This window comes from Chitinophaga sp. XS-30, assembly GCF_008086345.1.
Lineage (GTDB): Bacteria > Bacteroidota > Bacteroidia > Chitinophagales > Chitinophagaceae > Chitinophaga.
Map to the genome: position 1 here is coordinate 2,267,962 of NZ_CP043006.1, position 23,694 is coordinate 2,291,655.

At 51.1% G+C, this 23,694-nt stretch carries 22 protein-coding genes and 1 riboswitch; of the genes, 14 read left to right on the forward strand and 8 right to left on the reverse strand.

Going from position 1 to position 23,694, the window contains the following annotated elements:
* Positions 1–134: 134 nt before the first annotated feature.
* Positions 135–1,934, reverse strand: coding sequence for a M56 family metallopeptidase (locus FW415_RS09375; protein WP_148384105.1), 1,800 nt, complete (start codon positions 1,932–1,934; stop codon positions 135–137).
* Entirely contained in the window at positions 1,931–2,302 is a 372-nt protein-coding gene (locus FW415_RS09380) for a BlaI/MecI/CopY family transcriptional regulator (protein ID WP_148384107.1), read from the reverse strand. The genes FW415_RS09375 and FW415_RS09380 overlap by 4 nt, the downstream gene beginning before the upstream one ends.
* A gap of 143 nt (positions 2,303–2,445) precedes the next feature.
* Here FW415_RS09380 and FW415_RS09385 point away from each other — a divergent pair, with 143 nt between their 5' ends.
* From FW415_RS09385 to FW415_RS09395, 3 genes are all read left to right on the forward strand, one after another.
* The gene (locus FW415_RS09385; RefSeq protein ID WP_148384109.1) at positions 2,446–3,138 is read left to right on the forward strand and encodes a cell division ATP-binding protein FtsE; all 693 of its coding nucleotides are present in this window, start codon (positions 2,446–2,448) and stop codon (positions 3,136–3,138) included.
* A 115-nt stretch (positions 3,139–3,253) separates the two neighbouring features.
* Positions 3,254–3,526 carry a 30S ribosomal protein S15 gene (rpsO, locus tag FW415_RS09390; RefSeq protein ID WP_148384111.1) on the forward strand — a complete coding sequence of 91 codons (273 nt, stop codon included), beginning with the start codon at positions 3,254–3,256 and terminating at the stop codon, positions 3,524–3,526.
* An 86-nt stretch (positions 3,527–3,612) separates the two neighbouring features.
* Positions 3,613–5,967: a polyribonucleotide nucleotidyltransferase gene (locus tag FW415_RS09395; protein WP_148384113.1), complete on the forward strand. Its 2,355-nt coding sequence runs from the start codon at positions 3,613–3,615 to the stop codon at positions 5,965–5,967.
* Between the two features lie 110 nt (positions 5,968–6,077).
* Here FW415_RS09395 and FW415_RS09400 read toward each other — a convergent pair whose 3' ends face one another.
* A complete protein-coding gene (locus FW415_RS09400) occupies positions 6,078–6,653 on the reverse strand; it encodes a hypothetical protein (protein ID WP_148384115.1) in 576 nt (191 codons plus the stop codon).
* Positions 6,654–6,771: 118 nt separating this feature from the next.
* On the opposite strand from FW415_RS09400, the gene prmA reads away from it, so the two are divergent.
* From prmA to FW415_RS09415, 3 genes are all read left to right on the forward strand, one after another.
* Positions 6,772–7,593, forward strand: a complete 822-nt coding sequence (gene prmA / locus FW415_RS09405; protein WP_148384117.1) for a 50S ribosomal protein L11 methyltransferase — start codon at positions 6,772–6,774, stop codon at positions 7,591–7,593.
* Positions 7,594–7,710: 117 nt separating this feature from the next.
* Positions 7,711–8,361, forward strand: coding sequence for a glycerol-3-phosphate 1-O-acyltransferase PlsY (plsY, locus tag FW415_RS09410; RefSeq protein WP_148384119.1), 651 nt, complete (start codon positions 7,711–7,713; stop codon positions 8,359–8,361).
* A 324-nt stretch (positions 8,362–8,685) separates the two neighbouring features.
* Entirely contained in the window at positions 8,686–9,486 is an 801-nt protein-coding gene (locus FW415_RS09415) for a M48 family metallopeptidase (RefSeq protein ID WP_148384121.1), read from the forward strand.
* 130 nt (positions 9,487–9,616) lie between these two features.
* Here FW415_RS09415 and FW415_RS09420 read toward each other — a convergent pair whose 3' ends face one another.
* Together FW415_RS09420 and topA are read right to left on the reverse strand one after the other, a co-directional pair.
* A complete protein-coding gene (locus FW415_RS09420; RefSeq protein ID WP_148384124.1) occupies positions 9,617–10,486 on the reverse strand; it encodes a transglutaminase-like domain-containing protein in 870 nt (289 codons plus the stop codon).
* A 103-nt stretch (positions 10,487–10,589) separates the two neighbouring features.
* A complete protein-coding gene (topA, locus tag FW415_RS09425; RefSeq protein WP_148384125.1) occupies positions 10,590–12,947 on the reverse strand; it encodes a type I DNA topoisomerase in 2,358 nt (785 codons plus the stop codon).
* A gap of 281 nt (positions 12,948–13,228) precedes the next feature.
* Here topA and FW415_RS09430 point away from each other — a divergent pair, with 281 nt between their 5' ends.
* From FW415_RS09430 to FW415_RS09455, 6 genes are all read left to right on the forward strand, one after another.
* Positions 13,229–13,999 (forward strand): Rossmann-like and DUF2520 domain-containing protein, encoded by a 771-nt coding sequence (locus FW415_RS09430; protein WP_168208744.1) that lies wholly within the window; start codon positions 13,229–13,231, stop codon positions 13,997–13,999.
* 78 nt (positions 14,000–14,077) lie between these two features.
* On the forward strand, positions 14,078–14,599 hold the full coding sequence (locus FW415_RS09435; RefSeq protein ID WP_148384128.1) for an HAD family hydrolase: 522 nt from the start codon (positions 14,078–14,080) through the stop codon (positions 14,597–14,599).
* Positions 14,600–14,627: 28 nt separating this feature from the next.
* Entirely contained in the window at positions 14,628–15,572 is a 945-nt protein-coding gene (locus FW415_RS09440) for a geranylgeranylglycerol-phosphate geranylgeranyltransferase (RefSeq protein ID WP_148384130.1), read from the forward strand.
* Positions 15,572–16,141, forward strand: a complete 570-nt coding sequence (locus FW415_RS09445; RefSeq protein WP_148384132.1) for a nucleoside triphosphate pyrophosphatase — start codon at positions 15,572–15,574, stop codon at positions 16,139–16,141. Before FW415_RS09440 ends, FW415_RS09445 begins: the two co-directional genes overlap by 1 nt.
* Positions 16,142–16,281: 140 nt before the next feature.
* The gene (locus FW415_RS09450) at positions 16,282–17,097 is read left to right on the forward strand and encodes a hypothetical protein (RefSeq protein WP_148384134.1); all 816 of its coding nucleotides are present in this window, start codon (positions 16,282–16,284) and stop codon (positions 17,095–17,097) included.
* 21 nt (positions 17,098–17,118) lie between these two features.
* Positions 17,119–17,919, forward strand: coding sequence for a hypothetical protein (locus FW415_RS09455; RefSeq protein WP_148384136.1), 801 nt, complete (start codon positions 17,119–17,121; stop codon positions 17,917–17,919).
* A 198-nt stretch (positions 17,920–18,117) separates the two neighbouring features.
* Here FW415_RS09455 and FW415_RS09460 read toward each other — a convergent pair whose 3' ends face one another.
* Both FW415_RS09460 and FW415_RS09465 read right to left on the reverse strand, forming a co-directional pair.
* Positions 18,118–19,302: a homoserine dehydrogenase gene (locus tag FW415_RS09460; protein ID WP_148384139.1), complete on the reverse strand. Its 1,185-nt coding sequence runs from the start codon at positions 19,300–19,302 to the stop codon at positions 18,118–18,120.
* Positions 19,303–19,304: 2 nt separating this feature from the next.
* Complete coding sequence (locus FW415_RS09465) at positions 19,305–20,483, reverse strand: PLP-dependent aspartate aminotransferase family protein (protein WP_148384141.1); 1,179 nt, start codon at positions 20,481–20,483, stop codon at positions 19,305–19,307.
* 209 nt (positions 20,484–20,692) lie between these two features.
* A riboswitch (SAM riboswitch) is annotated at positions 20,693–20,811 on the reverse strand.
* Positions 20,812–20,931: 120 nt separating this feature from the next.
* Between FW415_RS09465 and FW415_RS09470 the strand changes: the two genes are divergently transcribed.
* Positions 20,932–22,209: a DUF2851 family protein gene (locus FW415_RS09470; protein WP_148384143.1), complete on the forward strand. Its 1,278-nt coding sequence runs from the start codon at positions 20,932–20,934 to the stop codon at positions 22,207–22,209.
* 72 nt (positions 22,210–22,281) lie between these two features.
* On the opposite strand, the gene FW415_RS09475 is transcribed toward FW415_RS09470, so the two are convergent.
* Positions 22,282–22,689 carry an OsmC family protein gene (locus tag FW415_RS09475; RefSeq protein ID WP_148384145.1) on the reverse strand — a complete coding sequence of 136 codons (408 nt, stop codon included), beginning with the start codon at positions 22,687–22,689 and terminating at the stop codon, positions 22,282–22,284.
* A gap of 166 nt (positions 22,690–22,855) precedes the next feature.
* On the opposite strand from FW415_RS09475, the gene FW415_RS09480 reads away from it, so the two are divergent.
* Positions 22,856–23,686, forward strand: coding sequence for a hypothetical protein (locus FW415_RS09480; protein ID WP_148384147.1), 831 nt, complete (start codon positions 22,856–22,858; stop codon positions 23,684–23,686).
* Positions 23,687–23,694: the final 8 nt, after the last annotated feature.

The window sequence follows — 23,694 nt, forward strand, 5'->3', positions numbered from 1 at the left end:
AAAAATAGGCTGCATCGCTTTTGATGCAGCCTATTTTTATTCGGGTCCCTGATGGGGATAATTTTCGTTTACGCGATTCTCGGCGCTTTCACTTTATTATTGGTCATTCCCTCCCCATTTTTGGTAACTGACGATTACTGAAGGTGGAACCTTACCGGCAAAGCAAGGCGGAAGGGAACAGACTTGTCACCATCTACGGCCGGGTGCCATTTGGGCATGCTCTTTACTACCCGGATGGCTTCTTCTTCCAGACCGCCGCCAAGGAGCGGCTTGTTCACTGCTTTGATATCGCTGATGCGGCCCTCGGTATCCAGTACAAAAGAAACGATCACATTACCCTGCAAACCGGCCTTGGCTGCCTTGGCCGGATACCGGATATTGGTGCCCAGGTATTTTGCCAGTCCCGCATCACCACCGGGGAACCTGGGTAAAACGTCCGCATTCGTGTAGATGCCATCCTCACCAACTTTCGGGCCTTTGGTTTCTTCTTTTTTGACTTCAGTCATCGTGAACCGGATCGGCAGGTTGAACTGTACACTCACATAACGGCCGTTTTGTTTGCCGGGATTCCATTTGGGCATGGCTTTTACTACGCGGATGGCTTCCTCTTCCAGTCCATCGCCTTTCTTTGCGCCAATAGTTTTGACATCCGTTACGCTGCCATCTTCTGTTACAATGTAGGATACAAATACGGTGCCCTTCGTTCCCTTTTCTACAGCCTGATGCGGATAACGGATATTCCGGCTCAGGTATATCGCCAGTGCCTTGTCGCCACCGGGGAAGGTAGGCGGTTGCTCTACGAATGTGAACACTTCTTTTTTAGGCGTGGTGTCCCGTGCGGGAGCTGCAGCAGTTTCCGGCGTGGTCACCGGGCGTGGTGGCGGTGAAACCTGCGTATGGGCATTTGTCATCCCGGAGGTATTGTTGTCCGGAACTGGCGCACCGGAATCGTTACTGACAGCAACCGGCGTAGCGGCATTACCGGAACGATCATTGTCAGGCTGCGTTGCGGCATGATGGATCATGGCAATGTTATTGCCAATCTGCTCCATCTTCTCTTCCGTTATCACAAAAGCGAGGGAACAGAATATCAGTGCCGCAATGGGCAGTATCATCAGCCGGCGCAGGTAGCTGAACCTTAGTTTGCGGGATTGTGTAAGCATAAGAATTCTGCGTTTGACGGGATGTTGGGAAAAATTGTTTGTCATACTGAAGGGGTGGGTGGACTGCAGGGCCATCTGCAGGATCGTTTGCGCGTAATCGCTCACATTGCCGTTCACCACCGCTTTTTTATCTGCAATGAACTCGTGTATCAGCGAGAGTTCCCGTTTAATAAGATGAAAGAAAGGATTGATCCAGCAAAGGGCGGTGACGATCTCCAGGAACAGCTTGTCCGTACTGTGTTTTTCCTGTACATGCACCATCTCATGCTGCAGCATTTGCTGTCCTTCCGCTGTGGTGGCATTCATCTGGTTGTTCCAGAAAATGTACCTGAAGAAAGAAAAAGGCGCAGCAATGTGTTCGGATAGCACCAGCCAGTAAGGTTTGATGTATTCGGTGTGGCTCCGGTGCACCAGCCGCAGGATCTTCAGATAGCTGAAAGCCAGGCGCAGCACTCCAAGTACAATAATGCCGCCATAGAGCCAGATAGTCCAGTTCAGCCTTGCAAATGGCCCCGCTTCGGAAGGTGTGAATACCTGTTCCCGGAGAGATACTACCTGTGAGGTATATACGTAGATACCCTGTGTTTCCGCGGGAGTGAAGGAGAGCGGTATGCGGATCAGCGGTACAACCAGGCTGAGCACCGTGCTCAGCAGCAGGTAGTACCGGTTCCACTGGTGGAAGCGGTTGTTGCGCAATGCCAGGTGATAGTATCCGTACAGGATGCCGGAGCAAATGATCACTTTGGCGAGATAGGCGAGTAGCGGCGTCATTTTACCTGGTTTTTGCTGTCCTTGATCTGTTGCAGTAATTGTTCGAGGTCGGCTACGCTCATATCCTTTTCTTTCACGAAGAAGGACACCATATTGCTGAAAGAGCCTTCAAAATAGCCGGAGACCAGGTTTTTTACCGTCTTGTGGCTGTATTCCTCCTTGGAAACCAATGCATGGTACTGGTGGCTTTTGCCGTAGGCCTTGAAGCTTGCAAAACCTTTATCTACCAGTATTTTCACAAGTGTGGACACGGTATTGTAATGCGGTTTCGGTTCCGGCATCTCGTCGATAATATCTTTCACGAAGGAAGGGCCGATCTTCCATAACACCTGCATGATCTGTTCCTCAGCTTTCGTCAGCGTTTTCATGTTTGTCTCGTTTTGTAAATGAAGTTGGATGCATTTCAAATGTAAAACTATTATTTTAGTTTACAAACTATTTTCTTAGTTAATTGATGAATGTCTATCGCTAACAAGTAATTAGTTATTTTTGGGGATCAAAACGGAAATAAATGTTCGATCAACCCATAGTTCAACTGGCGAATGTGAATATCTACCAGGGCAGTTCGCTGATTTTATCTGATGTGAATATTACGGTCAACCGGGGAGAGTTCGTGTACCTGATCGGGAAGACGGGGACGGGTAAATCGAGTTTGCTGAAGACATTGTACGGGGATCTGCAGTTGAGGGAGGGGACCGGTCAGGTGGCGGGATTTGATCTGAAGAAGATGGACTGGAAGAAGGTGCCTTATCTGCGCCGGAATTTGGGTGTGGTGTTCCAGGATTTTCAGTTGCTGACGGACCGGAATGTGCATGACAACCTGAAATTTGCGCTGAAGGCCACCGGCTGGCAGGAGCCGAAGCAGATCGAGGACAAGATCAATGATGTGCTGGAGAAGGTAGGGCTTGGCACGAAGGGTTTCAAAATGCCCTATGAGCTGTCCGGCGGGGAGCAGCAGCGTGTGGATATTGCGCGTGCCCTGCTGAATTCCCCGAAGCTGATCCTGGCGGACGAGCCTACCGGCAATCTGGACCCCGAAACTTCGGATGGCATCATGCAGCTGTTGTTCCGCATTTGCAGGGAAGACGGGGCCGCGCTGATCATGGCAACCCACGACTACATTGTGTTACAGAAGTTTCCATCCCGGGTGTTGCGCACGGAGAACGGCCAGGTGATCGATAATGCTGCAGTAAATTTTGTATAGATAAAAGATTGGTTTTCAGTATAGATAGAGGTAAATATAGAATTTGGAACTTCTTGTTTTACTTCTTACCTTTGCACCGGAAAAATAGCGAGTAAAAATTTTATTATTATCAAAGATGCCTTACTTAACAGTAGAAAAAAAAGCAAATATTTTCAAGGAATTCGGTGGTAGCGAGAAGAATACCGGATCAATTGAAGCACAAATTGCGCTGGTAACAGAGCGAATCAACAGTATTTCCGCTCACTTGAAGCAGAATAAGAAAGATTTCTCCACACACCGTGGTTTGATGAAAATGGTGGGACAAAGGAAGCGTTTGCTGTCTTACCTCTCTAAAACTAACCTCTCCGGCTACCGTGCCCTCATTGAGAAGTTAGGTATCAGAAAGTAATCTGAAACTAGTTATAGCGCTATTCCCAACTTTTTTAGTTGGGAATAGTTTTTTTGTATGTATACCTTATTAATCCTCACTTTTGTATGAATCTGACACCTACTACGGTTAAATTTGATATAGGCGGAGGCCGCGAAGTGACCATTGAAACCGGCAAGATGGCCCGTCAGGCCGATGGTGCGGTAACCGTGCGTCTTGGTAACTGTATCCTCCTGGCTACCGTTGTAGCCGCCCAGAAACCCAAGCCCGGGCAATCTTTCTTCCCCCTCACTGTTGACTACCAGGAGAAATTTGCATCCGCCGGCCGTATTCCCGGCTCCTTTTTCAAGCGGGAAGGCAGGCTGAGCGACTATGAAGTACTGATCTCCCGGCTGGTAGACCGTGCGCTGCGCCCCCTGTTCCCCGATGATTACCGTTGTGAGGTACAGGTGCTGGTAACCCTCATTTCTTCCGATCCGGAAGTAATGCCGGACGCACTGGCCGCACTGGCCGCATCCGCTGCCCTCGCAGTATCCGATGTACCTGTTCAGGAGATCATCTCCGAAACACGCATCGCCCGCGTGAACGGCGAATTTGTGATCAATCCTACCCGTACCCAGCTGACCACAGCTGATATGGACTATATCGTAGCCGCCACTGCCAAGAATATCATGATGGTGGAAGGCGAAAGCAAGGAATGCCAGGAAGAAGACCTGGTGAAAGCGATCGAACTGGCGCATGAAGCCATCAAAATACAGGTAAAAGCTCAGGAAGAATTGCGCACGAAAGTGGGCAGTCCCGCAAAACGCGAATACGAAAAGTCTTATCAGAATGAAGAACTGAAGGCCAAAGTGATCGCTTTTGCCAAAGAGCCTATCCTGAAAGTGGCTAAATCCGCGCTCAGCAAACATGACCGCTCCGAAGCCTTCAAAAAGATCGAAGAAGAACTGGTGGAATCTTTGGGTGAACTTTCCGAAGAAGATGCTCCGCTGGTTGGCGAATATTTCCATGACCTGGAAAAAGAAACCGTGCGTAACATGATCCTGGACGACAGCATCCGCCTCGATGGCCGTGTGCTGGACCAGGTACGCCCGTTGAATATGGAAGTGGACCTGCTGCCTTCACCGCACGGATCCGCCCTGTTCACCCGTGGGGAAACACAATCCCTCACCACCGTTACCCTGGGTACCCCGGATGACGAGCTGCTGCTTGAGAACGCCGCAACCTCCAGCTACAGCAAATTCATCCTCCACTACAATTTCCCTCCCTTCTCTACCGGCGAGGTGAAAATGATGCGCGGCCCTGGCCGTCGTGAAGTGGGCCACGGTAACCTGGCCATGCGTTCCCTGAAACAGCAGATGCCGGGCAGCGACTATGCTTACACCGTACGCGTAGTGTCAGACATCCTGGAATCCAATGGTTCCTCTTCCATGGCCACCGTTTGCGCCGGCTCGCTGGCACTGATGGATGCAGGTGTTCCCCTGCCCAAGCACGTTTCCGGTATCGCCATGGGCCTTATTTCCCGCGCAAGCGATGGTAAATGGGCCGTACTGAGCGACATCCTCGGAGATGAGGACCACCTCGGTGATATGGACTTTAAAGTAACCGGCACCCGCGATGGAATCTGCGGTGTGCAGATGGATATCAAAGTAGACGGTCTCAGTATGGACGTGATGCGCGCTGCGCTGTCACAAGCCCGCAAAGGCCGCCTGCACATCCTGGACGCCATGTACGCCTGTATGGAAGCAGCCCGTCCGGAACCGAAACCGCATGCTCCGCGCATGGAGAAACTGATCATCGATCGTGAATACATCGGCGCCGTGATAGGGCCCGGCGGTAAAGTGATCCAGGAGATCCAGCGCGAAACCGGCACCAACATCAATATCGAAGAAGTTGGTCAGACCGGCGAAGTGAGCATCTTCTCCGCACAGAAAGAAAATCTTGATAAAGCCCTCGCCTGGATCAAAGGCATCGTAGCCGTTCCGGAAGTAGGTGAAGAATATGATTCCGTGGTGAAAAGCGTAATGCCTTACGGCGCATTCGTTGAATTCCTCCCCGGCAAACAGGGGCTGCTGCATATCTCTGAAGTTTCCTGGAAACGTCTTGAGAACATGGACGGCGTACTGAGCGAAGGAGAGAAAGTGAAAGTGAAGCTGGTAGGCACCGATCCCAAAACCGGAAAGTTCAAGCTCAGCCGCAGAGTGCTGATGCCGAAACCGGAAGGTTATGTGGAAAGGCCTGAGCGGGAAGACCGTGGTGATCGTGGCGATCGCGGAGACAGAAGAGGTGGTGGTGATCGTGGTGACCGCCGTGGTGGTGACCGTGGGGACAGAAGAGGGGGAGACCGCTTTGACCGTGACCGTGGAGGAGACCGCAGTGATCGTGGCGACCGTGGCAGCAGCCGCCCGCCGCAACAGACCGGAGAAGCTCCGTTCGAAGGCCCGGTGTTCGATGAACAATAGACCGTTACAAACGAACATAAAAATCAAACGCTGCGATGAACGCAGCGTTTTTTTTATGGCTATGGCGTCGGGAGTTGCTCCCAACGCTTCAGGCTATACGTCGTTATTCACTAAATCCCGGCATTGGTCAGCTGCTCCAGGAATACTTCGCTTTCCCGCCAGATGATCCGGCCTTTTATGAACTTGAATATCCTGAAATGTTTGGTGTCCACACTCTCGTAATCGATCTGAAACTGCGGCACCCGTTTACCCGTACTGCGGTCTACCACCTGCACCTTGCCATATTCCAGCAACTCGGGCAATATCTCATCCAGATAAGGCAGCAGCACGTTCTCATTCTCTGACCAGAACAATGCGATCCGGTCCGTACTATAGGTCAGCGGGCTGTCTTTGGAAGCCGACCAGAATTTTTTGGCCATGCCGTAGTGCCGTTGCACCTCTTCCTGGGAAAGATGGGCGAACTGGATGTTGCGGAACGTCTCTTTCGCATAGTCCCTTTGCACGAGAATGGTATCCAGCCCCGTAAAATAATCTTCCACATCCTGTTTGTTGATGATGAAAACGGCGGACTGGACCTGGTAAAAGATGGAATCCTTCAGCGGAATGTCGTAGGGTTTGACGAGGTTCTGGGCTTTACCGCAGGTAACAATGACCATGGCGGCAGCCAGGGCGATAAGGTTTTTCATAGGATAAGGTTATATTATTATAATGTCAAATATAAGCCCGGGAAGCCTTAATGCAAAGGAATTTTTCAAATTGACATTTTTGCATTGGCACTGAGGATTTTGTAATTATCTTGCGGGCATGTCACACATCGCCATCACGGTATCCGCACCCTCCGGACTGAAAGATATACTGGTAGCCCAACTCTCCGATGCCGGTTATGAAGGCTTTGAAGAAACGGCCGAAACGCTGGTGGCCTACATTCCTGAAACGTTATTCGATGAAGCTGTTTTGCAGGGCATCCTGCATGATCACGGAGTGGACTATACGAAAGAAACGATCGCCCAGGCGAATTGGAACGCAGTCTGGGAAAGCAGTTTCGAGCCCGTACTGGTGGAAGGTTTCTGCGGTATCCGCGCCGCTTTTCACGCGCCGCTGGAAGGGAAGGTGTTGCATGAGATCATCATCACACCCAAAATGTCTTTCGGTACCGGTCATCATGCCACCACCTATTCCATGATAAAGCTGATGCGGGATGTGGATTTTGCCGGGAAGGAAGTGTTCGATTTCGGCACCGGCACCGGTATTCTGGCTATCCTGGCGGAGAAACTCGGCGCCGCAAGGGTGGATGCGATCGATATTGACAGCTGGGCCGTAGAGAACTCACTGGAGAATGCCGCAGCCAACGGTGCAGGCCGGGTACAGATCTGGCAGGCCGATCAGCTCGATAATATTACATCGCAGCAGTACGACATCCTCCTGGCGAATATCAACCGTAATATCCTGCTAGCCAATATGGGTCATATGAAAAAAATATTGAAGATGGGTGGATTGTTGATTTTGAGTGGTATCTTGCAGGAAGATGAACCAGCCATTGTGAAAGCCGCAGCTATGGAAAACCTTTATCCAGCGCGTAAATCCCTCAGGGAGCATTGGCTTGCGCTTTCTTTCAGGGCTGACTAGTGTGGAAAAAATTACATATTTTAATTGCTGATTAACGATAGTTTGTATTATAATTGCTGTTAATTTTGTATTCTTTTTAACAGGATATTTACTATCTTAGTATTCTAACTTATTGTGATGACAGAATTATTGCTACTTATTGGTGCCTATCTGATAGGCTCTTTTGCCACCGCTGTATGGGTCAGCAAAGGGGTTTTCGGTATGGATATCCGTGAGCATGGGTCCGGTAATGCCGGGGCGACCAACACCTTCCGGGTACTTGGCCCGAAGGCCGGTACATTCGTGATGCTCGTGGATATGCTGAAAGGTATTCTGGCTGTAAGACTTTCTTATCTTGTACCTATTTACGATTCACCGGAACATATCACCCAACTTGTCAATTTGCAGATCGGTTTGGGACTTGCCGCAGTAGTGGGCCATATCTTCCCTATCTGGGCCGGGTTCCGCGGCGGCAAGGGTATTGCCACCCTATTTGGTATGGTGCTGGCTATTCAGCCCCTGGTAGCGCTGTGCTGCGTAGGGGTGTTCCTGATGATCCTTTTTCTGACCCGTTATGTTTCCTTGAGTTCCATTATTGCCAGCATCGCATTCCCGGTACTCATTCTGTTCATCTTCCGGGAGAAGGAGTTGTTTTACCGCATCTTTGCGATCGCGGTGGCGCTGATGGTGGTACTCACCCACCAGAAGAACATTGCCCGCCTGCTGACCGGCAATGAATCCAAGGTGCCCTTGTTCAGGAACCGCAAGAACAAGGAAGACGAGGAATAACCCTCTTTTCTTCATTAACGTTTTCTACATACCTGATTTCTGCCCGCCCATATACAAATCCGGCACAGCGATTGCTCTGTGTTAGGAAAGTGGTAATTTTGGCAGGGGCAACCACCTATCTCTATAATTGTAGCGGGATGAAGCCGGAATAAAGGCTCCATCCGGCGAAAAAAATGTAAAAAACTGACGGATGAAATAACATTCCATCCGGCAAAAAATGTAAAAAAATTGACGGATGAAATAACATTCCATCCGGCAAAAAATGTAAAAAAATTGACGGATGAAATAACATTCCATCCGGCAAAAAATGTAAAAAATTGACGGATGAAAAAAGTCGCATTGTTTTTATTTGCCGGGGCAGGCCTGATCTATGCCTGTACGCGTGTACCCATCACCGGTAGAAGCCAGTTAAACCTCATTCCTGAGAGCACCATGCAATCCATGGCCCTGCAGGAGTACCAGTCTTTCCTTTCCCAGAACAAGGCCGTATCGCCCAGTGTCAGCAAAGATGCTGAAATGGTAAAGCGGGTAGGCGGGCGTATTGCGCAGGCGGTGACCACTTACATGGCCCAGAACAACCTCGGGAACGAAGTGGCCAATTATAAATGGGAGTTCAATCTTGTAAACGACAACCAGGTGAATGCCTGGTGCATGCCGGGTGGTAAAGTGGTGGTGTACTCCGGGCTTTTGCCGGTGACCCAGAACGAAACGGCGCTGGCTTGCGTAATGGGCCACGAGATCGCACATGCGATCGCGCGGCACGGGAATGAAAGGATGAGCCAGGGCCTGGTGGCACAGGGCATCCAGGTAGCCGGAGCCGTGGCGCTGAACAAGAACCCGCAGGCGCAGAATGTTTTCATGCAGGCCTTTAATGTGGGCGGCCCCCTCGGCCTGATGGCCTATGGCCGCCAGAACGAGCTGGAGGCGGATCACCTCGGCCTGATCTTCATGGCGATGGCCGGCTACAACCCGCAGGAAGCCGTTCCTTTCTGGACGCGTATGGCCAAAGCAGGCGGCGGTCAGAAGCCCCCGGAGCTGCTCAGCACCCACCCGAGTGACGATCGCCGTATAGCACAGCTGCAGAAGCTGATGCCGGAGGCCATGAAGTATTATCGCACGAAATAAGCACCACCCGGCAGGGATCGGTGAAAAATGATATTCGAATTTATGGGCAGCCTGGAAACGGGTTGTTTTGAAGAGTCCCGGTTTACTTTGGTGAACCGGGATTTTTTATTGGGCCGGCGGGGGGTTAAGGCTACTCCAATATCTGCGATAAATTCATCAGCTCGTCTTTCTTATACAACTCTTTTTCGTCCCGGAAGCATTTGGCCATTTCTTCCAGCAGGAACTGGATGATGCGGGTATTGCTCTGCGGTTTGTAGTAGGCCGGCAGGGCGGGAACATTCACTCTTTTGAAGTAGGTTTCCACGTCCTGCTGCGTATAGATCTGCCCCTGTATGGGGTCGATGAAGAAGAGGATGCGGTAGTCCCCGGGGTCTGCGGGTTCCGTAAAATCGTAGAAAGTATCGAAATAAGCCAGGATGAACTGGCGGGGAATATTCACGGCATACACCGGCAGGTCCAGCATATTGCACAACGCCTGGTAGATGATGCCGTTGGTGATGGGATTGCCTTTTTTGGCTTCGATCACCTGGTTGATGAAGAACTGGTTCTTGCGGTTGTAGGACACTTCCTCACCTTTCAGCCCGAAGTAGTTGTAGATCATGCTGTTCAGCACGTTGATCTGCTCCAGCGGCGTGAGGTAGTTATTCAGTTCCAGCCATATGTTGCGTTTAATGCGCTCTATCTCTGTGTTTACCTGCGTGGCTGCCAGGTCCGGGTACTGATACCGGGCAGCGAGGATGGCGCCCTGCAGCAGGTCCTGCGTACCGGTTGTGGCCCAGATGCGCATGGCCTCCTGAAGGTCCATGTAATGCACGCGGTGAATGAGCAGTTCTATCCTTTCCTGGATGGATTCATCGAAAGTATTCTCCCAAAGATGCTCCAGGTTGGGAATGATCTCCTTGCCGAACAGCAGTATCTTGTTTGCCACAGTGTCAAACACTTCCTGATCCGGATCATCCAGCAGATGGAATAATGCGTTTATTTCCCTGGTTTCGTTCAATAGACCTCCTCTGGTTAGATTTGTTGATGGGTAATTGTCTTTCCTTTTATCAATATACGAATTGTTGCGATAATTTTCGCTGTCTGCCATCAACCCTGAACGATCATTCCGCTTTCTTTTTTCTGGGGGGCGCTTTCTTTTTAGGCGGATTGGCCTTTGCCTCTTCGATGATGGCTTTGGCTTCTTCCGCGGTGAGGTCTGCGGCGGTGTCTATCTTCTCTTTCGGTATCTTGAAATTCTTCAGCCCTACTTTCAGGTAGGGGCCATATGGGCCTTTCAGTACCTGTATCTTTTCTTTCTCGAATATTTTGATGGTGCGTTCGTCCTTGGCTTTGCGTTTTTCCTCTATCAGCGGTGCGACTTCGTCCAGCTCCACGGTATAAGGGTCCATTTCCTTTTTGAGGGAATAGAATTTCTTGTCATGCTGCGCATAGGGCCCGAAGCGGCCGATGTTCACCGTAACGTCGGTGCCTTCAAAGAGGCCGAGGTTGCGGGGGAGACGGAAGAGGTCCATTGCTTCTTCCATGGAGATGGTCTCGATGCTCTGCGTTTGTTTAAGCTTGGCGAAGCGGGGCTTTTCCTCGTCTTCCACGGTACCGATCTGCACCATCGGGCCAAAGCGGCCCATGCGGGCGGAGACGGGCTTTCCGGAGGCGGGGTCTTCCCCCAGCAGGCGTTCGCCTTTTACGCGTTCGGCTTTTTCCAGTGTTTCCTCCACATTGTGATGGAAGGGATCATAGAATTCCCCGAGCATTTTGTTCCATTTCTTCTTGCCATGGGCTATTTCATCAAACTCTTCTTCAATTTTGGCGGTGAAGCCATAATCCATCACCCTTTCGAAATACTGTTTGAGGAAGTCGGTCACCAGCATGCCCAGGTCCGTCGGAAAAAGCTTCGATTTTTCCGCGCCGGTATTTTCCTGATCGGTCACCTTGCTGATCTGGTCGTCTTTCAGGCTGAGGATGCGGAAGTCCCTTTTTACGCCTTCCTTATCGCGTTTCTCCACATAACCGCGTTTCTGTACGGTGGTGATGGTGGGTGCGTAAGTGGATGGGCGTCCGATGCCGAGTTCTTCCAGTTTCTTTACCAGGCTGGCTTCCGTGTATCTTGGTGCAGGGCGGGTAAAGCGTTCCGTGGCTTTCATTTCCTTCAGTTCCAGCGCCTGTTTCACGGTCAGCGGGGGCAATACGCCTTCCTGTTCCTGTTCTTCTTCACTTTCATCCTCATCGTCCCGGCCTTCCATATACACTTTGAGGAAGCCGTCGAATTTCAGCACTTCACCGCTGGCGGTCAGATCTTCATTATTGGTGGAGATGTTGATCTTTGCGATGGTCTTTTCCAGTTCGGCATCGCTCATCTGGCTGGCGATGGTGCGTTTCCAGATCAGTTCATATAATCTTTTGAGATCGGAGTCATCCACCGTGGCATTTTCCATATACGTCGGGCGGATGGCTTCGTGCGCTTCCTGGGCGCTCTCATTTTTGTTCTTGTATTTGCGGGCGTGAAAGTAGCGTTCGCCATAGTTTTTATGGATGGCGCCGCTGATGTCCGTCATGGCTGTTTCCGAGAGATTCACGGAATCCGTACGCATATAGGTGATCTGTCCGCTTTCATACAGCTTTTGCGCCAGCAGCATGGTTTTGGATACGCTGTAGCCCAGCTTCCGGCTGGCCTCCTGCTGCAGGGTGGAGGTGGTGAATGGTGCGGCGGGCGATTTCTTGCCCGGTTTCACCTGAATGTCTCTAACGGTATAGGCCGCGCCGATGCATTGCTGCAGGAATTTTTCGGCGTCTTCCGCTGTTTTGAAGCGGGTAGGCCCTTCTGCTTTGAAAGACAGGGTTTTGCCCTGGATGTCCTGAGCCGTGAACCAGGCTTCCACTTTGAAGCTGCTGGTGGTGGCAAAGGCGTTGATCTCCCGCTCACGCTCCACGATCAGGCGTACGGCTACGGATTGTACGCGGCCGGCGGAGAGGGAGTTGCGCATGCTCATCTTTCTCCACAGTACGGGCGACAGCTCAAATCCCACGATACGGTCCAGGATGCGGCGCGCCTGTTGCGCGTTCACCAGGTTCATATCCAGCAGGCGGGGGGCCAGTACGGCTTTCTCGATGGCAGGCTTCGTGATCTCGTGAAAAACAATGCGTTTGGTGGTGGCGGGGTCCAGGCCGAGTACTTCGCAAAGGTGCCAGGATATGGCTTCCCCTTCGCGGTCCTCATCCGTAGCCAGCCAAACCTCGTCGGTATCTTTCGCCAGTTTTTTGAGCTCCTTTACAACTTTTTCCTTGTCTTCTGGTATTATATACTTGGGTTTGAAGTTGTTTTTGATGTCGATGCCCATATCGTCCTTCTCGAGGTCGCGGATATGGCCGAAACAAGATCTCACCTCAAACTCTTTGCCCAGTATTTTTTCAATCGTTTTTGCCTTTGCCGGAGACTCAACAATTACGAGATTTTTAGCCATGAACGCCTGCTTTTATTTCTGTAAATACGCCAAAATTTGTACAAATGTTACAAATCCGATTTGTGCAAGTATATAAAAGTAGGTTGATATAAAAAATAGTATCTGTTAAATAGTTGATTTCGAGGCAGCAATGCCGGGAAGCGATTTTTCATATATTTATTTATCCCTTTTAGCACAAAGGCAGGTTTGTTTCACTAATATTACATGAGAAAATTAACCCATGTAAGAGGCGGATTGGCATGGATTTGGGCCATCATACCGTCTGTTTAAAGTTATACACCATGGATATAGTAATTATCGGGGCCGGGAATGTGGCGCATTGTTTCGGGCATCTGATGAAGCTGCACGGCCACCATGTGAAGCAGGTGATCAGCCGGCGGAAGGAGCATGCGCGGGAACTGGCGGAGCTCCTGGGGGGCGGGTACACGGATGATCTGCTGGATATAGATATGGAGGCCGATGTGTACCTGCTGGCCGTGGGAGACAGTGTGATCCCGGAAATGAATGACCAGCTGCGGCTGGGCAGGCGCATTGTGGTGCATACGGCGGGGGCGGTGCCCATGTCGGCCATTTCCCGCATTTCCACCAATACCGGTGTCATGTACCCCCTGCAAAGCATCCGGAAAGAGGTGAAAAGCTATCCCGCCATCCCCATTCTCCTGGAAGCCGGTAACGAAGAGGTGCAGAAACGGCTGTTTGCCCTGGCCCAGAGCATTTCTTCCACCATTGCCGTGATGAATTCCGCCCAGCGGCTGCAGATGCACCTGGCGGCGGTATTCTGCAATAATTTCACCAATCACCTCATCGCCCTGGCCAAATTCTATTGTGAGCAGGAAGGACGGGATTTTTCCCTGCTGACGCCTATTATCCGGGAAACCTTTCTGCGGCTGGACAAGTTTCCGCCGGAAAGCGTGCAGACGGGGCCGGCTTTAAGGCAGGATGAGCAGACGATGACCCTCCACCAGTCCATTCTCGAACATTACCCCTCCATGCAGCAGATATACCCCATGCTGTCTGAAAGCATCTATCAGTTCCATCATTCGGGGGAGTGACCGGCACCGGCAATCAATATCATTATTGGCGAAATCCGTTTTTACAGATATTTTTGCGCACACTAACCGCGTGTAAAGATGAACGTATTGGAACAATTCCGGCACATCCGCACGTTCATATTCGATGTGGACGGGGTATTGACCGACGGCACGGTGCAATTGCTGCCCGGCGGAGAGCAGAGCCGCAAGATGAACATCCGGGACGGGTACGCGCTGCAGCTGGCCGTAAAATCGGGATACCGCGTAGCCATCATTTCCGGCGGGCGCTCCGAAAGTGTGATCAGCAGGCTGAATGGACTGGGTATCAATGATGTATTCACGGGTGTGACCGACAAACCGGAGAAGCTGGAAGACTACGCCCTGGAGCATGACCTTCTGTGGGAGCAGGTGCTCTTCATGGGAGACGATATCCCCGACTACCGCGCCATGCAGATGTGCGGCCTGCCGGCTTGTCCCGCTGACGCCGCGCCGGAGATCAAAAGCATTTCAAAGTATATTTCACCCGCCGGTGGCGGGCAGGGCTGCGTTCGCGATGTGATCGAAAAAGTGCTGAAGCTGAACGGCCACTGGCTGCTGGATGAGGGCGTCCCCTCCAAATAACCGTTATCACAGATAATTGTAACCTGATATGAACCTTCTGGCAGCATTTTTCAGAATGGTCAGGTATCCCAACCTGATCTACATTGCACTCACGCAGTTTTTGCTGCAATACTGCGTGGTGGAGCCGGTATTGCTGAACAGCGGTTCCGCCCCCTCCCTTTCCTTCCCGCACTTCCTCATGCTTTGCTGCTCCACGATCCTCGTAGCCGCAGGGGGATACATTATTAATGACTATTTCGACATCAATATAGACCTGGTCAACAAACCGGAAAAGATGGTGGTAGACAAGATCATCAACCGCCGCTGGGCCATGGCCTGGCACACCATATTAAATATGGCCGGTGTGTCCCTCGGTTTCCTCGTCGCCTTCCAGATCGGGCAATTCTATCTCGGGTTTGTTCAGGTGATCTGTACCCTGCTGCTGTGGTTCTATTCCACTTCCTTCAAAAGGCAGGTGCTTATCGGCAATGTGGTCATTTCCATCCTTACCGCCCTCAGCGTGGTAGTGGTAGGGTTTTATGAGCGGCAGATCTATGAAAGCTTCGAAGCTATCATGTCCTTTGAAGGCAGGAAGCTGATCAAGATCATCGGCGTGTATGCGCTGTTCGCCTTTGTGCTTTCCATGATCCGGGAGATCGTGAAAGATCTCGAAGATATGATCGGGGACAGCAAGGACGGTTGCCGCACCCTGCCCATCGTATGGGGGGTGAAAAAAGCCAAGCGGTTCACCATGGGGATGATGTTCGCCCTGGCGCTGCTGCTGATCGTCATCACCATCGTTACGCTCACCAAAGGATGGTACCTGGCGGCTGGATACATTTTCCTGTTCGTGCTGTTCCCCTTTGTATGGTTCGTGCAGAAACCGTTCATGAGCGCTTATCAGCCCGAACATTATCACCGGATCAGCACCTGGATAAAAGTGATGATGCTTACCGGCATCCTGTCTATGGTCTTCTTTAAAATCATGTTATAATGTACGTTGGCAAACCTGTCATACTGGCTTCGCAATCCCCACGGCGCAAACAGCTGCTCGAGCAGGCCGGTATCCCGTTTGAAGTGAAAGTAAGCGAAGCGGAGGAATCCTTCCCCCCGGAAATGCCCATCCCTGATGTGCCGGTACACATCGCCAGGCAGAAAGCCCTGGCGGTAGCGCCCTTCTACAGCCCATCGGAAATTATCGTAGCGGCGGACACCATTGTGGTGCTGGATGGCGCCATCATCGGCAAACCGGCAGACCGTGCGGACGCAATACGGATACTCTCCATCCTGAGCGGAAGGGTGCATGAGGTCATTACCGGCGTCGTGATCCGGTATGAAGGCAGGGAAGACTCCTTTTCCCAGGTGACGGAAGTGCATTTCAAACCCCTGAACGAAGAACAGATCGCCTATTATGTAGATCACTATCACCCCTTTGACAAAGCCGGGGCCTATGCCATCCAGGAGTGGATCGGCGCCGTGGGTATAGACCGCATCAACGGATGCTTTTATAATGTCATGGGGTTACCCGTCAGCCAGGTTTCCGAACGGCTTTCCGCATTATAAATCTTTATACATTAAGAAAAATATCTCTATATTTGTTGTCACAATGCAAATTGTTACCCGTTTGCCCATGCCTATGACAACCGATCCCTGCATGAAACGGATACAATGACATTTTCCTCTTAACGCAAATTCATCTATCTATGAAAAGCGCTTTATTCGGCTTCCTGGCGATGGCCTGCCTACTTTCCGCATGCAGCAAGAACGACAATGGGGGTGACCCACCTCCCGCCCCGGAAAAAGAATGGCTGCTGGACCATATGCTGCGGGAAGAAGATTCCGTAAAGTTCATCTATAATACTGACGGCACCGTAAAGCAATTCGACCGCTACAGCACTGCCGGCGGCTGGGATGATTCCACCCGGCTGGAATACGCCGGCGGGAAGATCTCAAAATTCCTGCTGTTGAATTATGACGGAAGCATTCGTACGGACCGTGCTTTCGCCTATTCCGGCGAACAGCTCATACGCATCGATTACTACAATTTTGTCAGCGGCACGGAAGTGGAAATAACGGATCATGATTCCCTTGTTTATTCCGAAGGCCGGCTCACTGAATGCCACCGCATCAACGGCACTTTCCGCAACTCCTTTTCCAGATACACCTGGGAGACGGGGGACCTGGTAAAAGAAGAGATTTTCTCCGTGATCAACGACCAGCCTGTTCCCGATGCGGAGATCACTTATACTTATAACGACAAACCCGGGCCGGCACAAAGCATAAAAGGCAATTTTATTTTCCTCTTCTCGCAGGGAGATTACACCTTGCTGAGCGCTCATGCACTGGTGAAAGCGGAAACGACCTACGTGCCGGCAGAAGAGCCTTCTTTGCGGCGGACGGTGGAACATACTTACAACGCGGAAGCGTTGTTGTCCAAAACCATAACGACGGAAGAAGACCTGACGGCTGGTGAAACTACGGTGGAGACGATACGGTACGTATTTGTTGAAAAAGAATAAACCAAACCCATACATATCCCTATGAAGAACACTCTTTTGGGCCTGCTGGCCCTGACCATGCTTTTTTCAGCCTGCAGCAAAAACGACGGCGACAATGACCCGCAACACAACTGGCAACTGTCCCGCATCATGATGGACCATGACACGGTCCGCTTTTCTTACAATGCAGACGGGACCATTAAACAGGTTAATGAATACGGCAGCGATGCCGGTTCTTACTCGGATTCCCTGCAGATTATATGGCAAAACGGAAAGATCTCGGCCATCAACGAGTATGAAGGCGGTGTTGCGCAGCCTGATATGGTTTTTGTGTACACCGGCGACCAGGTGAAGGAAATACAGCATTACCGGGATGGCGTGTTGTCCGGCGCAGTAGATTCCATTGTGTACAAGGATAACAAAATATCCGAAATACATTATTTCAACAACGAAGGCGTGCGTTCCTACTATCACAAACTCACCTGGACGGGCAACAATGTTACCCGGGATGAGTATTACGCCTATAATTTCGATGGCACCGGCATTCTCACGCTGCAGTACATAACCGACTACACCTATTCCGACAAGCCCAGCATCGGCAAACTGGCCAAAGGCGATGCGCTCTTCTGGTTCACGATGGAGATCGTGCATCTCAGCGAAAATGCCGTAGTAACATCTGTAACTGTTGATAGTATAACGGATGAAGGTATCAGCCAGTCGGCATACACCTACACTTACGATGCGGGCGGGCTGCTGGAATCTTCAAAAGAAACGGAGAACGACCTGGTATCCGATGAAACCACCGTGTACAATGCGAAATTCGATTATATCGATCTGAAGTAAACGAATGAGGATCGAACAAGAAAGGATAATCAAAGTAAAATGAAGGACCCGGGAATCACGTAAAGGAAAATTACTGCCATCAGGACCTCCAATAAAAAGAGGCTGCATCGACGTTTGAAGTGCCCCCAAAAAGTTAGACACTTTTGGGGGCAGATCAGTTTTGATGCAGCCTCGTTTTTTATGCAGTGATCTGTTTGTTTAATGTTCCAGCACCAGCAGGTTCACGTCTTTGTTCTTCAGCCATGCGGCATCTTTCAGCTTTTGCAGGTTGATGGTGCCTACAACATACCGGTATTCCGATGATTCATATTTCTCGGAGATGTTGTAGAAGCCGGTAAGGTCCACCTGGTCAGGTGTTTTATACCTGATATAGACCTTCAGCTGTACATCATTGGTAAACGTGGGCTGATTGGATTGTTTGATCTTTTTATACTCGTAGCGGTAATTGTACAACAGGGCGGAGATATCGCTCAGTACGGCGCTGCCCGTGGCGGTGCCGCCCGCGCCTTTGCCAACGAAGAATTGCTTGTCGGTGAATGCGCTTTCGAGCAATACGCCGTTGTATTCGTTATACACATCATAGAGCAGGTTATGCTCTCGGATGAGATGCGGAAGCACATAGGCGTTGACGCTGCCGTTCTGGCGGCGGCAGTTGCCGATCAGCTTGATGGTGCAATTGCGTTGCCGGGCGAATTGTATATCGAAATCGTTCAGGTGATCGATGCCGAAGTTGAATACTTCTTCCGGCCGCACAAAGGTGCCGAAGGCATGCAGGAGGAGGATGACGATCTTGTATTTCGGATCATATCCTTCCACATCCAGCGAAGGATCGGTTTCTGCGAAACCGAGTTCCTGGGCTTTTTTCAGCGCGTCGGCGAAGCTCATATTGTCTTCGAATATCCGGGTAAGGATATAGTTCGTAGAGCCGTTGCAGATACCTTCCACGGCATTGAGCAGATCGTTATCGTAATATTCTTCCAGGTTGCGGATGATGGGAATGCTGGCGCAGCTGGACGCTTCATACAGAAAAGGCACTTTATTGTCCACCTGCAGCTGATACAGTGCAGGCAGATTTTCCGCGATCATCCTTTTGCTGGCGCTCACCACGGCTTTCCCGTTCTTCAGCGCTTTGCTCACGATGCTGAAGGCAGCTTCCGTTTCATTGATCAGTTCCACTACCACATCGATGGTGGGGTCGTCGAGGATCTCGTCCGGGTCCGTTGTGAAATAGCTCATATCGATCGGACGCGGCTTGTTAGGGTCCTTGATGCAGATCTTCTTGATCCTGGCGTTGATACCTTTCGTTCTGTTCAGCACTTCATACAGTCCCTGGCCAACACAGCCGAAACCGAAAATGCCGAGATTGATGTTCTTTGTTTCCATATTTATTGCAGTACAGTAATTTGTTTGCCTCTTGGCTGGTTAAGTTTATCCAACGCCTGTTTAAGGTCGTTGATGAGATCTTCTGCGTCTTCAATGCCTACGGACAGGCGGATGCAGGAATCCTGCACGCCTGCTTTGCGGCGGAAATCTTCAGGGATATTGCGGTGCGTCATGGTCACCGGATGGCTGAGCATGCTTTTCACGCCGCCGAAACTTTCGGCGAGGCGGAAGAGCTTGGTGGCGTTCACAATGCGGATGGCATTCTTGAGCTGATCTTCTTTCAGGGAGAAGCTTACCATACCCCCATATCCTTTCTGTTGCCTGCGGGCAATGTGATGATGTTTGTGCGTGGCAAGCCCGGGGTAGAATACTTTGTCTACCGCCGGATGTTCCGCCAGCCAGCTGGCTACAGCCATGGCATTGGCGCAATGTTTCTCCAGGCGGAGCGACAGCGTTTCTATGCCGCGGATGGTCAGCCAGGCTTCGAAGGGACTTAGGATGCTGCCGGAAATGTTCTGATTGTATTTCAACTGGTCCGCCAGTGTTTTTGAATTCACGACCACGAGGCCCGCCAGTACGTCCGAATGCCCGGCGAGGTATTTGGAGGCGCTGTGTATCACGATGTCCGCCCCCAGGGGGATCGGCTTTTGCAGCAGGGGAGTGGAGAAGGTATTGTCCACTACCAGCAGGATGTTGTGCTGCTTCGCGATCTTGCTGATGGATTTGATATCGGAGATCTTCAGTGTCGGGTTGGTCGGTGATTCCAGCCAGATGATGCATGTTTTCGGCGTGATGGTTTCCAGCACTTTGTCGATATCACTGGTGTCTACGAAGTTCACTTTAATACCGAAGCGTTCGAACATATGATGGAATATCTGGAAGATGCCGCCGTAGGTATCTTCCACTGCCAGTATCTCGTCCCCTGTTTTCAGGAGTTTGAGCACTGCATCGATGGCAGCCATGCCGCTGGCGAAGGCAAAACCGGCATATCCTTCTTCGAGACCGCAGATGAGGTCTTCCAGCACTTTTCGCGTAGGGTTGTTGGCGCGGGAGAATTCAAACCCTTTGTTGATCCCGGGGCTTTCCTGTACGAATGTAGAGGTCTGGTAGATCGGCACCGAAATGGCGCCGGTCAGTTCATCTACCGGAATACTGTGAATCAGTTGTGTGGATGGTTTCATCTGTTCTTAAAGTTTTTTCAGCGGTCAGATGTTGCTCGCATGCGCTCGGTTCATCTGTTTGCCCCCCATGGTTGGTCAATGTTCTACGAAACGGTACACCCGTTATGTCCTTCTAAAAAAATCGCTTTCCGGGAAATGCAGGCACAAAAAAAGCCCTTCCGGGGTTGGAAGAGCCTATGCAATATGATGCTGTAGTGAAAATCTCTGCCAACTTATCTTTCCCCGATCTTGAACCGGGGCCGGAATTAGCACCTTTTTTCCGCCGCATGGACGAAATAGGTTGCTAAGGCTTCGCAGGGCCAGTACCCTCTGCCTTTCTGGATAAGTGATGTTTAAGAACTGTGCGCAAAGGTAATGGCAGAAACATCAATTTTCCAAATGCATCGGCCGATTTTCTGTTTTTTTATAAAAATAGTAGTAATTTATTAACGGTTTATAATACTATTTTATGTCTGTTGACCCGTTGTTCCCTGAGGAATTGCTTCAGTATATCTGGCAATCCGGTTTGTTTAACCACTGTGAGCTCGCCACTATAGCGGGAGAGCCACTCAATATCATCAGCAGAGGCCGGCTTAACCGTAATGCCGGGCCTGATTTTACGGCTGCCCGTATCCGCATCGGCGATGTGGAGTGGGCGGGCAATGTAGAATTGCACTACCGCACGTCGGATTGGCGCCGGCATGGCCATCATCGTAACCCGCGATACGATAATGTGATCCTGCATGTGGTATTCGAGCATGACAGCGCCTGGAACGATATGCCTTGTCTGGAATTGCAGCACCGCATCCCTAAAGTGCTGTTGCAGCGATACCAGGCCCTGAAGCAAAGCGAGGCATTCGTCCCGTGCGCACCCATGCTGGCCCGTGTGCCGGAACCCGCCTGGATTGGCTGGGAAGCTGCACTGATGGAAGAACGGCTTGAGCGGAAGGTGGGCATGCTGTATAACTGGCTGCAGCAGAGCCGTTTCAACTGGGAGGAGGTTTGTTTCCGTGCTATGGCGCAGGGTTTTGGCATGCCGGTGAATACGGAGGCCTTCCTGCAGCTGGCTTTGTCCATGCCCTTTATGTTACTGGCAAGGCAACGCGCTCATCCGGACCGGCTGGAAGCCCTGTTGTTCGGTCAGGCTGGCATGCTCACCGGCCAGTTCAAAGACGCCTATCCGCAGCAGTTGCAGGAGGAATACCGGTTCCTGCAGCATAAGTACCAGCTGCAGCCGATGCCTGCGCATGGCTGGAACTGGCTGCGCATGCGGCCATCGGCATTCCCTACCATGCGGATCGCGTGTTTTGCCGCGTTGCTGCATCAGACCCCCCATTTATTTTCGCGTCTCCTGGAAATGGAAAGCGCGGATCAGGCGGAACAATTGTTCTACGTAGCACCGTCCCCGTATTGGGCGGACCACTACCGGTTCGATATTCCTTCCGTCCGCACGGCAGGGATCGGTAAAGGCACAGTACAGCATATGCTGATCAATGCCGTGATACCGCTGCTTTACCTGTATGGGAAACATATGGGGCTGCCAGTTTACCGGGAAAGGGCATTGCATTTCCTGCGACAGCTGCCGGCGGAGAATAACCGGATCATCCGCGGATGGAGGCAGCATGTGCCGGTAAACTCCGCATGGGATTCCCAGGCATTGCTGCAACTGAAGCAATATTATTGCGAGGAGAAGCGATGCCTGGAATGTGGTATCGGGAGGGTATTGCTGGAGGAATGTGGCAGATGATGCCGTTACGTAACGGCCTGCCGGTTAACAGGGCTGACACCCGGCAGGCGCCCCGCTGTTCAGACAGGTGGCCTACCAGTTAAAGGTCACCTCGCGTTTGATATCCGGGTGGATGCTGTACTCAACGGGACAGGTATAAGCCACATTCTCCAGGATCTTCCGGTCCTTTTCCTCCAGTCCGTGGCCTGACGGGAAATCGAATACGATATTGATGCCGGTGATGCGGCGCGGCTCGGTGCCCATGATCTTTTCCACACTTACTTTCGTGCCGTCTATGCTCCAGCCCTTGTCCCGTGCTTTGATCCCCATGATGGTCAGCATACAGCAACCCAGCGCGGTAGCTACAAGGTCACTGGGAGAGAAGCGTTCCCCCTTCCCGTTATTATCTACCGGAGCATCGGTTTCTATCACGGTTCCGGAGCGGAGGTGCGTAGCTGTAGTTCTGAGTTCGCCATTGTAAAGGATCGCTGCTGTTTGCATGGTATCTTTGTTTTGCTTGTAAAATTAAATGTATTTTTAATAAATCTCCCGCCCGTTTTGAGGGGGCGGATGGCAGACGGTAACCCAACAAATTTATGTATGTTTGTATGGGAATAAAACATAAAACGTAATCAGGCGTTTAATAAAAATATAATCGCACATCACGGTGAAAAAACTACATATACTCTTACTGATCATGCTGGCTTCCACTACGCTCTATGCCCAGAACAGCCGGCAGTCCAAAAAGGAGGAGCGGGAACAGAAACGGCTTAGAAAAATCTCCCTTTTCAGGGAAATTGAAGAAGGGGATAACCTCTACAACAGGGAGTTCTCCGGTGGTGCACGCCTGAATACGGACGGCTGGACGGGCTTCCTGGAAAAAGGCTATCGCAAAAATGCCACCATCGTGAATTATTTCCAGCTGGAATTTTCCGAGAAAAGGCATCCGAAGCAGGACCGCGCCTCCCGTATCATCCCGATCGGCGGCGGTTTCGGCATCAGCAGCAGTCCCTTTGTGTACGGCAAGCAGAACAATTTCTATCAGGCCAAGCTGGGCCTGGGCCAGAAACGCCTGATCGGCGGGAAAGGCAATAAAAACGGGGTGGAAGTGAATGCTGTCTATTACGGCGGGGTGTCTTTCGGGATGGTTAAGCCCTATTATCTTGATCTCATGAATGATTCCGGCGATCCCAACCAGCGCCGGGTCGTGAAATATACAGACGATATCCGGGATGATTTCCTGAACCGCGACCTGATCTATGGCGCGGGTGGCTTTACGAAAGGATGGAACGAGATGGAACTGACACCCGGCCTCCATGCCAAGGTGGGTTTCCGGTTCGACTGGGCCCGTTTCAATGATGTGATCTCGGCTATTGAAGTAGGCGTCAACGCCGAATATTACACGAAAGCAGTGCAAATCATGATAGATGAGAAGGCTAAGTCCTTCTTTTTCAATGCATATGTAGGATTGCAGTTGGGGAAACGCTGGAATAAGTAACTTTGTAT